At 39.9% G+C, this 16,654-nt stretch carries 14 protein-coding genes and 1 riboswitch; of the genes, 2 read left to right on the forward strand and 12 right to left on the reverse strand.

From position 1 onward, the window contains the following. Positions 1–166: 166 nt before the first annotated feature. The 3 genes from FW754_RS06015 to FW754_RS06025 form a co-directional block, all read right to left on the reverse strand. Positions 167–532 (reverse strand): YkgJ family cysteine cluster protein, encoded by a 366-nt coding sequence (locus FW754_RS06015; protein ID WP_419346182.1) that lies wholly within the window; start codon positions 530–532, stop codon positions 167–169. 137 nt (positions 533–669) lie between these two features. Next, positions 670–1,467 (reverse strand): MBL fold metallo-hydrolase, encoded by a 798-nt coding sequence (locus tag FW754_RS06020; RefSeq protein WP_409510703.1) that lies wholly within the window; start codon positions 1,465–1,467, stop codon positions 670–672. Between the two features lie 169 nt (positions 1,468–1,636). Further along, positions 1,637–2,212: a TMEM165/GDT1 family protein gene (locus FW754_RS06025; RefSeq protein ID WP_446324116.1), complete on the reverse strand. Its 576-nt coding sequence runs from the start codon at positions 2,210–2,212 to the stop codon at positions 1,637–1,639. Positions 2,213–2,310: 98 nt separating this feature from the next. After that, a riboswitch (yybP-ykoY riboswitch) is annotated at positions 2,311–2,469 on the reverse strand. A 68-nt stretch (positions 2,470–2,537) separates the two neighbouring features. Between FW754_RS06025 and FW754_RS06030 the strand changes: the two genes are divergently transcribed. Then, positions 2,538–3,209 (forward strand): methyltransferase type 11, encoded by a 672-nt coding sequence (locus FW754_RS06030; protein ID WP_446324117.1) that lies wholly within the window; start codon positions 2,538–2,540, stop codon positions 3,207–3,209. A gap of 97 nt (positions 3,210–3,306) precedes the next feature. Here the strand turns inward: FW754_RS06030 and FW754_RS06035 are convergent, their stop codons facing one another. From FW754_RS06035 to FW754_RS06045, 3 genes are all read right to left on the reverse strand, one after another. After that, positions 3,307–5,301 carry a 2-oxo acid dehydrogenase subunit E2 gene (locus FW754_RS06035; protein ID WP_446324118.1) on the reverse strand — a complete coding sequence of 665 codons (1,995 nt, stop codon included), beginning with the start codon at positions 5,299–5,301 and terminating at the stop codon, positions 3,307–3,309. A gap of 2 nt (positions 5,302–5,303) precedes the next feature. Next, positions 5,304–8,012 carry a pyruvate dehydrogenase (acetyl-transferring), homodimeric type gene (aceE, locus tag FW754_RS06040; RefSeq protein WP_446324119.1) on the reverse strand — a complete coding sequence of 903 codons (2,709 nt, stop codon included), beginning with the start codon at positions 8,010–8,012 and terminating at the stop codon, positions 5,304–5,306. A 233-nt stretch (positions 8,013–8,245) separates the two neighbouring features. Then, on the reverse strand, positions 8,246–8,956 hold the full coding sequence (locus FW754_RS06045; protein WP_409510698.1) for a M23 family metallopeptidase: 711 nt from the start codon (positions 8,954–8,956) through the stop codon (positions 8,246–8,248). A 107-nt stretch (positions 8,957–9,063) separates the two neighbouring features. On the opposite strand from FW754_RS06045, the gene FW754_RS06050 reads away from it, so the two are divergent. Then, positions 9,064–9,504, forward strand: coding sequence for a DUF721 domain-containing protein (locus tag FW754_RS06050; protein WP_409510697.1), 441 nt, complete (start codon positions 9,064–9,066; stop codon positions 9,502–9,504). 98 nt (positions 9,505–9,602) lie between these two features. Here the strand turns inward: FW754_RS06050 and lpxC are convergent, their stop codons facing one another. The 6 genes from lpxC to murC form a co-directional block, all read right to left on the reverse strand. Further along, complete coding sequence (lpxC, locus tag FW754_RS06055) at positions 9,603–10,505, reverse strand: UDP-3-O-acyl-N-acetylglucosamine deacetylase (protein WP_409510696.1); 903 nt, start codon at positions 10,503–10,505, stop codon at positions 9,603–9,605. 124 nt (positions 10,506–10,629) lie between these two features. Then, complete coding sequence (gene ftsZ, locus FW754_RS06060; protein WP_446324120.1) at positions 10,630–11,829, reverse strand: cell division protein FtsZ; 1,200 nt, start codon at positions 11,827–11,829, stop codon at positions 10,630–10,632. A gap of 158 nt (positions 11,830–11,987) precedes the next feature. Continuing rightward, positions 11,988–13,250: a cell division protein FtsA gene (gene ftsA, locus FW754_RS06065; protein ID WP_419346185.1), complete on the reverse strand. Its 1,263-nt coding sequence runs from the start codon at positions 13,248–13,250 to the stop codon at positions 11,988–11,990. Between the two features lie 63 nt (positions 13,251–13,313). Continuing rightward, on the reverse strand, positions 13,314–14,168 hold the full coding sequence (locus FW754_RS06070) for a cell division protein FtsQ/DivIB (RefSeq protein ID WP_419346186.1): 855 nt from the start codon (positions 14,166–14,168) through the stop codon (positions 13,314–13,316). Between the two features lie 3 nt (positions 14,169–14,171). Continuing rightward, positions 14,172–15,101 (reverse strand): D-alanine--D-alanine ligase, encoded by a 930-nt coding sequence (locus FW754_RS06075; RefSeq protein WP_409510692.1) that lies wholly within the window; start codon positions 15,099–15,101, stop codon positions 14,172–14,174. A gap of 93 nt (positions 15,102–15,194) precedes the next feature. After that, a complete protein-coding gene (murC, locus tag FW754_RS06080) occupies positions 15,195–16,643 on the reverse strand; it encodes a UDP-N-acetylmuramate--L-alanine ligase (RefSeq protein WP_446324121.1) in 1,449 nt (482 codons plus the stop codon). Positions 16,644–16,654 lie beyond the last annotated feature (11 nt).

A 16,654-nucleotide genomic window follows, 5' to 3' on the forward strand; every position in this document is an offset into this window, starting at 1 on the left:
CTTTGTTGAGTATTTATAAATTCAATGTAATTTCAACTAGCTATTGCTATCATCCGAAGTCAAATATTCAACTCAACATCAGACCTGTATACATTTTTATCTGAACAATCGACTTTAAATCTAACTTAAATTATCTAATCTTTATTCTCAGACCATTCAATCCAGTTTAAACCACTTGGTCATAGTCTTCGTCATTACTTGGATATGCAGGTTCAATCTCAATCAATGGGATTAATCCATATCCTGCCCGTGCTTTATGACACTGCTCATCGCCCGCTTGTACGTCCTTACATGAAGAACTGCGTTGTGCGTACATGGTACAACTAACCTGCTGACCAATTTCACCTGACAACATAATACAACGTGGATTTTTTTGATTGGTTCCTTTCATACACGAATATACAGGCGTTATTGCTTCAACAGCCTCTTCTGGCATACCTTCCCCTTCTGCCCAATAAAATGAAACTCTGAAGAAGGCGCAACAGGCCCCGCAAGTTAAACACGCATCCTGTGCAATTATTTGTGACAACATTTTTTTAAAATTCTCGTAGTCAAAAAAACCTCCTTCATCAAATACAATGAAAGAGGTTTAAAGTGGATTTTGGCAACGTAAATCGTAAAAAAAAATGCGTATAAACTCAATATTTTTTTTGAACGTAGATGTTTATTTTATTGCGGACAAGTAAAAACTGTTTGATCCATCAAATCGACACCACATTGTAAATTTTCAATCCAATCTAAAAACTCAGTTATCTGTGCTTTACCTACAAATGGTGTGCCGTGCTGCGGTACGATCATTTCAATATCCATACCACGTACCATATTGACCCAAAGACGGATCACACGATTGGTACACATATAACGCTGATGAAAACCCTTCATTTTAGGAATATGAGTAACGAAATCCGTAATTGGCGTCGAAGCATCCGCCACCATTGAAGCACCCATATCGCCTGAAAATAAAATTTTCGAAATTGGATCATAAAATTGAAAATTACCAACCGAATGCAAAAAATGCGCAGGCACAGCAATAATACGTGTTTTGCCTAAATAAATAGAATCACCTTGGTCTGGTAGTTCAATCAAACGCTCCAACCAACCACCTTTCATTCGATCACTCATAAATGCTGAGTTCAAATGCGGTAAAAAACGTGCCCACAATTTCGATGCTACGACTTTGGCATCGGTATATACCAACCAACGTGGCATAGAAGTAATAATATCGGGGTCTTGATGCGATGCAATCACATAATCTAAATTTGCCAAACGAGTGTATTTATTGAGTTCCATCGTCAACGGCACATAAGTCAAATCACCACCTGGATCGATCACTGCTGCACGGTCATTATTGACAATTAAAAATTGATTTGCTTGAACACCTTCGCCTTTCACAAGACTGGTAAAACTAATGCACTTATGCACTCCATTATCAAACAATACCTGCGATGTAGTACGATCCAATGACATTAAAAAAACCCCGAAATATTTTAAAAATTAAAAATTTATTTATTCCATACAACATATAAGGATTTCTTTAAAGTTACAACAAATATACAATAATATTTTGATAATAATTACATGAATACTCAAAAACAAATCCCGCCAATTGACGGGATTAGTAACAAGGCGAATGAATTTAAAAATAATAATGTTGCACTAAAACACTTACGCCAATCACCAAGAAAATGGCTGCACCTATTTTATGAATCAGTGAAATTGGTAGACGGCTTGCAAACTTGTCACCAACAAAGACCGCAGGCACGTTTGCAATCAGCATACCCAAGGTTGTACCTATGGTAACGAGAATAATGCTGTCATATTTAGCAGCCAATGCAACGGTGGCTATTTGAGTTTTATCACCAATTTCTGCGAGAAAAAATAAAATGAATGTGGCACCAAAAACACCGAATTTTTGCCATTTATTAATACTGTCGGTTTCATCATCTAACTCATCGGGAATGAGCATCCAACCTGCCATAGCAATAAAACCAATAGCAAGTACCCATACTAAAATATCAGGGTTGAATAATTGCGTAATCCACTGACCAAGAACAGCAGAAAGACCATGATTAATCAAAGTTGCGATTAGAATGGCAGCAATAATTGGAACAGGTTTACGAAAACGTGCAGCAAGGAGTAAAGCGAGAAGCTGTGTTTTATCACCCATTTCAGCGAGGGCAACAATCACAGTTGAAGAAAGGAGTTCTTGCATAAGGATTCTCTGGCTAGCAAATATATACCGATGACTTATCCCTCCTGCTAGCCAAGTATCATGTGTGCAAAAAGCACTGCATGAAATGCAGAGTGATAAATCAAAGGTCTTGCCAACAAAAGAAACTAAATATTTGAATTTACAAATATTGAGTCAAATTGGTTCTTTGCTATGATGACCATGCTCTGTTGAGCAATTATGTTGACCATCACCTATTTACAGAACGTAAATAGCGGCTACTCCCCAATGAAGTTTAATTAGTTTACAATATTCCAAGATAATTGCACACTAATTTTAAATAAATAAAAATATTAAGACATCAGCTATGAGTGATAATTTCAGATACTATTTACAACAATATCAGAAACCTAAATTAATTTTCATCATTGGTGGCGGACCATCTTTAAAGAAAATCGACCTTTTATCTTTACAACATTCAGATCATTTCATTATTTGTTGTAATCAAGCATTTCAACTCTTTCCAAATGCTCGGATTGCACATCACAGCGATTACAACTGGTGGCAACAATACCAAATAAAACTAGAACAGCAATTTAAAGGTGATCTCATTACTGGCTGTGGTTTAGGCAGTACCCTTAGCTACCCTTCAAATGTGACACGTTTATCTACAAGTCACTACGAGAACCATCATGAATTGTTTACATTACCCACCATGATTACAGGGAATAATTGTGGCTTGCAAGCCTTAGTGCTTGCTCACTTATTTAAGCCACAACATATCATATTGATTGGTTTTGATTTTAAAGCAACCAATAATACAACGCATGGTTATAACAAAGCAGACCTTACATCAATTGAACATTATCAAAAATTTTGGAATATATTCTTAAAAGATTTCAAACGATTTGAACAACTAAAAAAAATACAATGGAATGTAGCCTTTCCCAATATTGAGATGCCAAAAATTTGGAACCTTAATCCTGACTCAGCTCTAGAACTTTATGATAAGAGTAAGAAGTTGGCTGACTTTATTTGATATACAGAAAATGCTAGGCATTTTTTGTATTTAAATAATAATCTAAGTTAAAAAAAATCTCGCCGAAACGAGATTTTTAACAAGATTAAAATACTATTTACAGCAAAATATTACGAATATCAGCCAAAAGCTTGCTGAGTTTATTGGTAAAGCGAGCTGCATCTGCACCATTAATTACACGATGGTCATAAGACAATGACAACGGTAACATCAAGCGTGGATCAAAATCTTTACCATTCCAAACAGGTTGCATAGTTGCAGGTGAAATCCCTAAAATCGCAACTTGAGGCCAATTCACAAGGGGTGTAAATGCAGTACCACCAATTGAGCCAAGGCTCGTAATGGTAAAATTCGCACCTTGTAAATCTTTTGGTGATAATTTCTTATCACGCGCTTTTTGACTCAACTGACCTAACTCAATTGCAATTTGCTTAATCGACTTTTGATCAGGGTTACGCAATACAGGCACAGTCAAACCATCAGGCGTCGCCACTGCAATACCTATATGGATTTCGTTACGCAACAGTACGCCTTTTTGATCATCAGCCAGATGCCCTGCAAAATAAGGCTCTTCTTTCAACAAGAATGCCACAGCTTTCGCAATAAATGCCAAAATAGTCAGGCTTACACCTTGCTTTTTAAAGCCATCTTTCAGCTCGCCACGCCATGCTTCAAGTTCAGTAATATCCGCATGATCAAACTGAGTCACTTGTGGAATGAAGTTATTCAATGACAATTGTGGTACAGACACTTGCTGTAAACGTGTCATTGGTGCGACTTCACCACCACCAAATGAGCTAAAGTCTGGTAATGATGGTAAACCTGATGCAACAGCAGGTGCAGTCGCTTGTGGAGCAACTTGTGGCGCAGTCAATTTGGTTTTTACATAAGCAAAAACATCATCTTTCACGACACGATCATGTACACCCGATGCTTGTACTTGTGACAGAACCACACCTAATTCACGTGCAAGTTTACGTACCGCAGGACCCGCATAGACTTTGGCATTTTCAGCCTGTTGAGCAGAACTCAATTTATCGCCATTCGCTACAGGTGCAACTTGCGCATTCGCTTTCACAGTTTGCGCTTGAGGTGCTACAGGTTTCGCAGGTGCAGTTACTTGCGATGCTTGTGTAGTCTGCACTTGTGGTGCTTTAACTTCACTTGTTTGTGCTTCAATTGTTACCAAAGCCATGCCTTGTTTCACCGCTTGGTTTAACTCGACATGAATAGCTTTTACAACACCAGCAACTGTACTTGGAACTTCAACCGACGCTTTGTCAGATTCAGCAACACATAGACTTTGGTCTTTTTCGACTGTGTCACCCACGCTGACTAAAATTTCTGAAATCGTTGCTTTATCAACACCTAAATCAGGTACAACCACTTCAATAGGACCTGCTTGAGTCTTGGTCGCCACAACTGCTGTTTTTTCAGCAACAGGTTGAACCGCTTCTGACGGTGTGACTGAACTTACAGAGTCAGAAACAACCGCTTCCACCACTTCAGTTTTCACAGTAATCAGGACAACGCCTTCTTTGACTGAATCACCTTCTTTAACAATCACTGATTCAACGATGCCTGCAACTGTGCTTGGCACTTCAACCGTTGCTTTGTCTGATTCAACCACAACAATACTGTCATCTACAGCAATGCTATCGCCAACTTGAACAAGAATCTCGCCAACCAATGCTTTTTCAACACCAATATCAGGCACTTTCACTTCGATAGTTTGTGCTTTTGTTTGTGCTGATGTTTCAGTTGATTGACTTGGTACTGTATTGGCTTGGGCAACAGGCGCGGCTTGTACAGCTTCAACTTTTTGAGCTTCTGTTGGTACAGGCGCTTCATTAGTTTGAACTGAATCTGCTGATTCAACTTCAATCAAGACAGCACCTTCTGAAACTGAATCACCTTCAGCAACCGAAATACTTTTCACTACACCTGCCGAAGTGCTAGGCACTTCAACAGAGGCTTTGTCCGATTCAAGCAACACAATACTGTCATCGACAGCAATCGTATCGCCCACTTTAACCATAATTTCTGCAACGGTGGCTTTATCGACACCAATGTCAGGAGTCTTAATTTGCATCATTATTTCTCCTCAGTTGGTTCAGCATAAGGCGCAACATCTTGAGTCGTTGGATGCGCTTGTGGTAACCATGCCACTGGACGATCAACATCCAATTCAAATGATGAAATTGCATCTTTCACCAAACGTGCATCTACTTCGCCTTCATCCGCCAATTTTTTCAATGTTGCGACAACAATATGTGCAGCATCGACACCAAAGTAACTACGTAGCGTGCCACGTGTATCTGAACGACCATAACCATCTGTACCTAATGCTACGAATGGACGGCTATCTGGTAGATAGGCGCGGATTTGTTCGCTATATGCACGTACATGGTCTGTTGCAGATACCACAATGCCATCTGTACCACGCAATTGCTGAGATACCCATGCTTCTTTGCCATCTTCAAGTGGATGCAAGCGGTTGTATTCTTCAACAGCCATACCTTCGCGAGCCAATTCATTGAAGCTTGTTACGCTCCAAACATTAGAATGGATTTGATATTCATCACGTAAAATTTTCGCAGCTTTGATCACTTCACGTAAGATCACGCCTGAACCAAGTAACTGAACAGTGGCTTTTTCATCTTTTTCAAACTGATACATACCACGTTTAATGCCTTCTTCCGCACCTTGTGGCATTTCAGGATGTTCGTAGTTTTCGTTCATTACGGTTAAGTAATAGAACACACGTTCTTGATCAACATACATGCGTTTCAAGCCATCATGCACGATTACTGCTAGTTCATAGCCAAAGCAAGGATCATAAGCCACACAGTTTGGAATAGTATTTGCCAAGATGTGAGAATGACCATCTTGATGCTGTAAACCTTCACCGTTTAGTGTAGTACGTCCTGCTGTTGCACCTAACAAGAAACCTTGTGCTTGAGAATCACCTGCCGCCCATGCCAAATCGCCAATACGTTGGAAACCAAACATTGAGTAATACATGTACATTGGAATCATTGGCAAATTATTGGTTGAATAACTTGTACCCAACGCAGTCCAAGCACTCATCGCACCTGCTTCGTTAATGCCTTCATTGAGCATGTGACCATCTTTAGCTTCACGATAATTCATTAGCTGTTCTTGGTCTTCAGGTGTATATTTTTGACCATGTGCGGCATAAATACCCAACTGACGGAACATACCTTCTAAACCAAAAGTACGCGCTTCATCTGGAACAATTGGTACAACACGATCTTTAATGGCTTTATCTTTCAGTAATGTCGCGATTAAACGCACCATCACCATTGTCGTTGATTGCTCTTTATCGCCACTGCCTTTCAACACACCATCAAAAATTGACAGTTCAGGAATTGGCAGTGCTTCACTATCTTTACGACGTGCAGGCAAATAGCCACCTAAACTTTCACGGCGTGCTTTCAAATATTTCAATTCAGGAGAATTTTCACTTGGACGATAAAGTGGCACTTCTTCCAATTGCTCATCGCTAAATGGCAAATTGAAACGATCACGTACATATCTTAAAGAGTCAATCTGCATTTTTTTGATTTGATGCGTTTTATTCACCGCTTCAATTTCATCAGACAAACCATAACCTTTCACTGTTTTCGCTAAGATTACAGTGGGTTGACCATTACTAGTCATTGCTGCGGCATAGGCTGCATAGACTTTATACGGATCGTGACCACCACGGTTTAAGTTGTCGATGTCTTCATCGCTTAAACCTTTAACCAATTCTTCTGCTTCAGGATATTTACCGAAGAATTTTTCACGAGTATACGCGCCACCCTTCACTTGATAACGCTGATAATCACCATCAACGGCTTCTTCCATACGTGCTTTTAATGCACCTGTAGTGTCTTTATCAAGCAGTGAATCCCAATGACGACCCCAAACTACTTTAATCACGCGCCAGCCTGCACCACGGAAAATTGACTCAAGCTCTTGAATGATTTTACCGTTACCACGTACAGGACCATCAAGTCGTTGTAAGTTACAGTTTACAACCCAAATCAGGTTGTCTAACTTTTCACGACCAGCAAGTGAAATAGCACCTAAGCTTTCAGGCTCATCCATTTCACCATCGCCTAGATAAGCCCAGACTTTACGGTCTTCTTCTTTAATCAAACTACGATTCATCAAGTACTTTTGAATATGCGCTTGATAAATCGACATGATTGGACCCAAACCCATCGATACCGTTGGGAACTGCCAATAATCAGGCATCAAATACGGATGCGGATAGCTTGATAGTCCATTACCATTCACTTCACGGCGGAAGTTGTTGAGCTGATCTTCAGTCAAACGTCCTTCAAGATAAGAACGTGCGTAAATACCTGGCGCACAGTGACCTTGATAATAAATCATGTCACCGCCAAAGCTATCGCTATTGGCACGGAAGAAGTGGTTAAAACCAACATCATATAACGTTGCTGAAGATGCAAAGCTTGCCAAGTGACCACCTAAATCATCACCTGTTTTATTGGCACGAAGAACCATTGCCAAGGCATTCCAACGAATCAATGCACGAATACGACGTTCCATGTCTTGATCACCCGGCATTGCAGGAGACTCTTCAACAGAAATCGTATTGAGATAAGGAGTATTCAGTCGCTGAATAGGAACATGCTTCGCGATCGCTTGTTGATATAATTTTTCTAATAAAAAAGCGGCACGATCTGTACCCATATGCTTCAAAACTGAATCAAAGGCTTCTTGCCATTCCTGTGTCTCTTGAGCGTCTGTATCAGCATAGTACGCCATAATTCACCTGTTCCTTTTTCTTAAATAACCATGTTCTATATGTACCATGATTATCACCAATCAAGTTATCGTTACAGATGAATGTGAAGTAGCACCACTATTTAGGAACTAAATACTTAATGACTTTTATTTACGCAAAATAACAAAAAACCGCCAATTTTGGCGGTTTTTATACAATTTTGATGATACTTAACTGTTTGTTATTAAAACAACCATATTCCCTTACAACGCAATTATGGCAACATTGCTAAATAAGTTGATGGATTTTTGCGTTGACCATCTTTCACTACTTCATAATGTAAATGAGGACCAGTACAACGACCAGTACAACCTACATTGGCAATTTGCTCACCTGCTTTCACTTGATCACCAACACGAGCAATCAGACGTGATGCATGTGCATAACGAGTGAGGTAACCATTACCATGATTAATTTCAACATATTGACCATAACCTGTACCCCAACCTGACTTAGTCACAATACCAGGACCTGTCGCATAAATTGGCGTACCACTTGGCGCAGACATATCTAAACCTGAATGGTTTTCAGCACGACCACCCATGGTACGACCACCATAATTTGAGCTAACACGCTTTAAATCAGGTAAAGGATGTGTCACCAACCATGAATATGGCGATGAACTACCACTATAACGTGGAGTAGAAACTGATGCAGCTGAACCATATTTTTTAGCAATAGAGTCGTTGTTCAATTCAATGACTTTTTCAGATGAAGCACGAATGGTCACATCAAGTTTAGTATTTGCAGGAATATCCATATCATCAGGGTGAGTAAATGAACCTTGAGATAAAGTTCTTGTAAGCTCACCTAGGCGGTCTTGATTTGTACCACTTGCTGCATCTAGCTGAACCATGTCAGCAAAAGCAACAGATGCAGCAGAAGCTGCCAACGAAAATGCTAATAAAATACGTCGCGAATGCATAAAAAACCTCTTAAACTGTCCTTAATTAAGCTTCTTGTGTGATCTCTTCCTTGATATTCACTAGAATGAAATTTTAAGACTAAAACATAATCATGTAGGAACGATGTATGTCTGAACCAAAAAATGTCTTCCAACAAACAAGACAGCACATAAAAACAGGAAACTTGTCGTTTCTTACAAAGCAAGTCGCCGAATGGCAAAAACTTACTAAATTAATTCAACCGCTTTTGCCCCAACCGGAACAATGGCAGATTGTCTGTTATCAATACGGTATATTGACCCTAACCGGAGAAAATCAAGCCATGATTAGTCAGCTCGGTTATCTTCAAAAACAGTATATTTCTCATTTGGCACAACTTGATGGTCTGAAAGATTTAAATAAACTTCAAGTTCGATTAAGACCACGGTCACAACCAGAACAGAAACCTATTAAAACTGACAAACAAATTAGTCCAGAAACACGCGAAATGTTACATAATGCCGCTAGTTTTGTGTGCGACCCTAAGCTTAGCCAAGCTCTACTGCGTTTGGCAAGCAATAAAAAGTAAACAAAGTTCCTATTATTATTTTTTAGTACATTTTATTATGTGAATCAAATCACATTAAAACATGATATATTATAACATTAGCATATAAAGACAATGACTTATGTCACACTGACAAATTGAATCGGGCAAAATTCCCCGTTATCAAATGTTACAATTTCATAGCTATCTGGATCACTTTTAACATTGCGTAAAAGTTGGTTGTTGAGTGCATGACCTGACTTATAACCATCAAAACGGGCAATAACTTGGTGCCCAAGCAAATATAAATCACCTACCGCATCCAAAATTTTATGGCGTACAAACTCATCAGCGAAGCGTAAACCCTCTTCATTGACGACACCATTGTCATCTAAGCCTACTGCATTATCTAAACTTGCCCCCAAAGCTAAATTATTCGCTTTGAGATAATCTAAATCTTTCATAAACCCAAAAGTTCTTGCACCACTCACTTCATAAACAAATGTTTCTGTTGAAAAATCAATGGTTGCAGATTGGTATTCTTTGGCAAATGCAGGATGATCAAAATCAATTGTAAAGTTGATTTGAAAGCCATCATGTGGACTAAAAATAGCCTTTTTATCATCAAGTAATGCTTTGACAGGTTTTAAAATACGAATGAATTTTTTAGGTGCATCTAGCTCAACCAATTCACCTTGCATAAGTAAGTAAATGAATGGACCTGCACTACCATCCATAATTGGAACCTCAGATGCCGACACCTCAACAATCAAATTATCAATGCCAAGTCCAGCAATAGCACTCATGACATGTTCAATTGTTCCCACTTTGGCATTGTCTTGAACCAAATTAGAACACATAAATGCTTCTTGGATCAGCATTGCATCCGCAGGAATATCGACAGGTGGATTCAAATCAATTCGACGAAAAACAATTCCCCCATCCGCAACATGAGGTAAAAAGTTAATTAAGACTTTTTGCCCGCTATGCAGTCCAATGCCGCTCGCTTTCACGACACGTTTCAGGGTTCGTTGTTTCAACATACTTCAATGGTCTTCAACCTCAATCAGCTATACGTTAGCACATTTAGCCATTGATAAAAATCAAAAAAGGTAATGAATTCTCATTACCTTTTTCATATACAGCATTAAAACCATATTTCAAGCATTACTTACGTTGCTGATTTTTCAGATAATCCTGAATACTCATTGGCGTTGAACGCGGTGCTGCACTTGATGTAGGCGCAGATGAATCTTCTTTGTTCGAACGGTTATGAATAGCTGGTTGATCATCTTCATCTACTGCTGATTGCTGTGTAGATGCTTGCTGCGCATAATTTTGAGAAGCGCTTGAAGTGACAACTTTACGGCGTGTTTCAGACGCATCATTAGCATTACGTGTAAGACCTGTTGCAATCACTGTCACACGAATTTCATCACGTGCATCAGGATCAAATACAGTACCAAAGAAAACTTCGCCATCATCTAAATCGACGATTTGATTGACAACATCAGTAATCACTTCTGTTTCACGAAGGGTAATATCAGCACCACCTGTAATATTAATTAAAACACCTTTGGCATTCATAATATTAACATTATCAAGTAATGGACTGCGAATCGCGAGGCGAGCAGCTTCTTCAGCACGCTCACTACCACTACTCTTCCCTTCACCCATCATCGCATAACCACGAGTACTCATCGCTGTTTTCAAATCGGCGAAGTCAAGGTTAATATGACCAGGACGAACAACAAGATCGAAGATACTACGTACTGCATTTAACAGAACATCATCTGCTTTACGGTAAGCATCTTGCATTGAAATATCACCATAAACGCTTAGTAAGCGTTGATTTGGAATGATAATCAAAGAATCAACATGCTGTTCAAGTTCATCAATGCCTTTTTCAGCGGAACGTTGACGACGACGACCTTCGAAGTTAAATGGTGTCGTTACAACACCTACAGTCAAAATACCCATTTCTTTGGCAATTTCAGCAACAACAGGTGCAGCACCAGTACCCGTACCACCACCCATTCCTGCTGTTACAAATACCATATCCGCACCTTCTAAGTGCTGACGGATTTGTTCACGACTTTCTTCTGCAGCCATTTGACCTACATCAGGATTGGCACCTGCACCAAGACCACGTGTACCTTGCTCACCTAACTGAATTTTAAAAGGTGCGTTCATACGATCAAGTGCCTGTTTGTCTGTATTGGCACAAACAAATTTTACACCTTTAATATCCGATTGCACCATGTGCTGAACGGCATTACCACCACCACCACCTACACCAAATACAGTAAAACGGGCTTGACCGTTACCATCGGTTTGTTCGTCGTCTAATAATTCAAATGAGGCCATGACCTTCAGGATTCCTAATAAATTCGGCAGCCACTTTGAAGCCCGTATACTGCCTTGATCTTCAATAATAAAAAATTGTTTTTAGAATGCTGTGCCTGTTTGAGCTTGTCAAGTACAGAGCGACATACTTACAACTTCCTAACAATATTCCCCAAAAACTAAAAAAAACTTTTCAATTTATCATTGAACGTTGACCATCCATTTGCGACTCGTTCAAAAAATGGACGTTTCCCAGAAGTGTCAGGCTCTTCAATTGCTTCCTGCAAATCACCCTGACTAAACATGAGTAAACCTGTTGCAGTCGTGTACATCGAACGGCGCAGTACCGATAAATGCTGATCTTCAGCAAATACTTCTAAAGGTGAATTACCCAAATGCGCTGAAACACCGAGGATATGACGTGTCAACGTCACCATACCCTCAATCTGACATGCATCACCTGCCAATACTACACCATGATACAGACTCTGTAATGCACCTTTATTTTCAAGTTCTGTACGGACTGTGTGTAAAATTTCTTCATAACGCGCAATGATAATGTCTGAAAGCTCAATACGACTAATTGATTGCGGTCCATCAATTGCTTCAAATTGAATCATGTGTTCTGGTTTTACTTGTTGTAAATCAACACATCCATGCAATAATTTTAGACGTTCCGCTTCTTCTGTCGTGGTCTGTAAAACAGTTGCAATATCACGTGTTACATTTTCACCGCCACGCTGTATGGTATGTGCAAGTGCCAATTGACCTTCAATATACACCGCAATATTGGTTGTTCCTGCACCAATATCAAGCAAACATACGCCATATTCTTTTTCATCTTTGAGTAAACTACTTTCAGCAGTAGCTAAACAAGACACCACCATTTTTTCAACAAAAATGTTCGCTCCTTTAATCGCGCGATCCAAGTTTTGCATGGTACTAATGGGTAGCATCATCAACTGATAATGCCCTGTTAAGCTATGTGCAGATAAATTAAGAGGATTTTGTACCCACTCACCCTCACCATCAAGTTCAAACCCCATGGGTACTGCACTTGCAAGATAATAGTCAGCTGTCATATGGCTGGCTTTCGCAAGCTCAAGTGCGCGAACCATTTCTGTCGTAGTAATGGTATGTTCAGGATTGGCAATAGGTGTACGTCCAACTGCATAATGACTTTGTAATTCGGTACTTGGAATTGAAATCCATGCAGAATGAACACGACATTCTGCTATATCTTCTGCTTCCTGCACTGCATTTTTAATGGCTGCTGTGACTTTATCTAGGCTCACAATCTTGCCTTTATTCATACCTTTATTGCGTGCAGAAGCCATACCAATAACCTGAATTTTATCAGGGGCATGTACCTTAGCTATCAATACTGAAACTTTATGTGTCCCAATGTCTATCGCCACAACTGAGGGAACAGCTTCATTCATCACGTCTACCATTTTATCTTGATTGATTATGTTTTGGCTTAACGCCTCTTATAAAGCCATACATTATGGCTGTGTAACATTTCTATTCGCAACATTACTGTCACTATTTCTTACAACAAACTGACCACTTTTAATCTGTGGTGCAGCTGAATTTTTCCATTGTATCGAAAGACCATTTCGATAACGCAAATCAATTGCCGTAATATTTGGCCAAGCAGACTTCAAATCATGCTGTGCCAAATAGCTCAAACGCTGCAATTTGCTCATGGTTTGATCTTGATCCACAATAATACGTAGACCTGTGTCAAACTGCATAAACCACGTCATACGCTCGGTCAGATAAAGCTCTTTCAAGCGCATTCCTGTAGGATGAAATAACTGATTAATTTCATTATAACGACGCATCATCACTTTGGATTGGCTGAGTGGCCCATGAAGCAATGGCAGTTGCGTATGATTCCGAATCACTGCTTCAGAATACACATCACCCGCATCACTTAACAGACGCCCTGTTCCCCACCGAGCAATGGCATGTCGAGGCATCACACGTACACGAATACCATCTGGCCATGCACGAGAAACCACCACTCGATCAACCCATGAAACCTCAAGTGCCCGATCACGAATCACTTCCAAATCGGAAGTAAAATAATTATCGGTCACAACAGGTGACAAGTGTCGCATCATCTGTGTATTTTCTTGTTCCAAATCTGTACCAATCACTTGTAGATTTGCAACTTGAGCATCAGTAATGACTTTATATAGCCCGAACACTCCTGCTGCTAAAACAAAACAAGCGACCACCATGAGTATCCAACTCCCCGCATTGAGCATTTTATCTTTGCGAGTAATCGGTTTCTCATGGATAGAGGTCGTAGCGACACGTTTGCGTCGCATAGATGCAGGAAGTTGAGCCATAAATTAGTGTGCTTTTTCTGCTAATGTTTGCTCAAGAATTGCTACACACAATTCATCAAAACTATAACCCACCGCATTGGCTGCTTTTGGCACCAATGAATGGCTCGTCATTCCAGGTACAGTATTGACTTCTAGTAACCAAAAATTACCTTGCTCATCCTGCATCGCATCAATACGTCCCCAATTGCTTGCTCCAACCGCTTGGAATGCACGTAAACATAATTCTTGTAATTGCTTTTCTTCAGTTTCGCTCAAACCACATGGAATACCATATTCCACATCATTACGGTTATATTTTGCTTCATAATCATAGAAAGCAACATCAGCTGGTGGCTGCAGACGAATCACCGGCAAAGGCTGACCATTTAAAAAAGAAATGGTAAATTCACGACCTGTAATCCATTTTTCCGCCATCACAATAGCATCATGCTGTGTTGCTTTTTCAAGTGCTGCTGCAAGATCTTCTACTTTTTCAACCTTACTCATACCGACACTTGAGCCTTCATGCACAGGCTTAATAATGAGCGGTAAACCTAAGTTCTCAATGACTTCATTGAAATCAGCATCTTTACCAATAATACGATAAGGCGCAGTAGGTAAATCCGAACCTTGCCAAATTTGCTTGGTTTTGACTTTATCCATGCCAATTGCAGAACCTTGAACACCAGTACCTGTATATGGAATATTCATCCATTCCAAAGTACCCTGAATTTGACCATCTTCACCACCACGACCATGTAGCACAATAAAGGCACGATCATAATTGACCAATTCAGTCACACTGCGTTCCTGGGGATCAAAGCCTTCTGCATTCACTCCTGAACGTAACAATGCTTCGAGTACGGCTTTACCACTATCCAATGAAACTTCACGCTCAGCAGATTTACCACCAAGCAATACCGCTACTTTTCCAAATTTAGAAGCATTTGACACGTTTATATCCTTAAACTTTACAAATAAGTCAATTTCAATTTAATCATCGGTTATGGCGCATAGAGTGATGCATATCCACAACCCATCATACAATTATTTTAAATACAGCTGGTTCTGTGCCAATTCTACAGAAATTGCTCCCACGTTACCCGCACCTTGTGTTAATAACAAGTCATTCGCTTGTAACACTTTTTGTATCACATTTTGTAAATTGCCTTCGACTGGGTCAATCAATATCGGTTCAACTTCTCCGCGTAGACGAATACTACGTGCAAGAGAACGACTATCTGCACCAACTATTGGCTTTTCACCCGCAGAATAGACCTCTAGTAATAACAATTGATCAACTTGTGACAATACATCAACGAAATCATCAAAACAGTCACGAGTACGGCTAAAACGATGCGGTTGGAACATCATGACCAAACGGCGATCAGGGTGACTTGCTCGTGCTGCTTTAATCGTCGCTTCTACTTCTTTCGGATGATGACCATAGTCATCGACCAATTTCACCGTGCCTTCACCTAGTTCATACTCACCTTGAACTTGAAAACGACGACCAACTCCACTAAAGCTTTCAAGAGCACGTGCAATCGCTGCATCTGAAACGCCTTCATCGGTTGCAATACCAATGGCTGCAAGTGCATTTAGAATATTATGTAAACCTGGCATATTGATGGTCAAGCGAAGAGGCTCACGACCTTTACGTAATACTGTGAAACTTGATTGCATACCCGTTTGATCAACATCAACTGCACGAATATCATTATCTTCGTTAAAACCATAGGTCAATACAGGACGACCAATGCGTGGCATAATTTCACGAATATTAGCATCATCACCACATACAACGGCTAAACCGTAAAATGGCATTTTTTGTAAGAATTTAATGAATGTATCTTTCAATACATCAAAGCTACCACCATAAGTGTCCATATGATCTGCATCAATATTGGTCACAATTGCAGCCATAGGCTCTAAGTGTAGGAATGATGCATCTGACTCATCCGCTTCCGCCACTATATAACGACTCGCACCCAATGCGGCATTCACACCTGTACGATTGAGCAAGCCACCAATTACATAAGTTGGATCCATGCTTTCTTCAGCAAGCATGCATGTCACAAGACTTGTTGTGGTAGTTTTACCATGTGTGCCTGCAACTGCAATACCGTGACGGTAACGCATAAGCTCACCAAGCATTTCAGCACGGCGTACGACAGGTGTACGTGCTTCAATCGCAGCTTTTACTTCTAAGTTTTCAGGATCAATGGCAGTAGATACTACTAAAACATTTGCACCCAAAATATTATCTGCATGATGACCAATATGAACTTTAATGCCATTCTCTTCGAGCTGTGCAGTAGTTTTCGATGCTTTAATATCTGAGCCAGAAACTTTATAGCCCTGATTCTTTAACACTTCGGCAATACCACACATTCCTGCACCGCCAATACCCACAAAATGAATGTGTTTAATACGACGCATTTCAGGAATTTTGATCAGATTTTTTGCTTTATCAGCCGGACTTTGTGGAGACATAATTTACTCTA

The organism is Acinetobacter sp. 1207_04 (assembly GCF_052850415.1).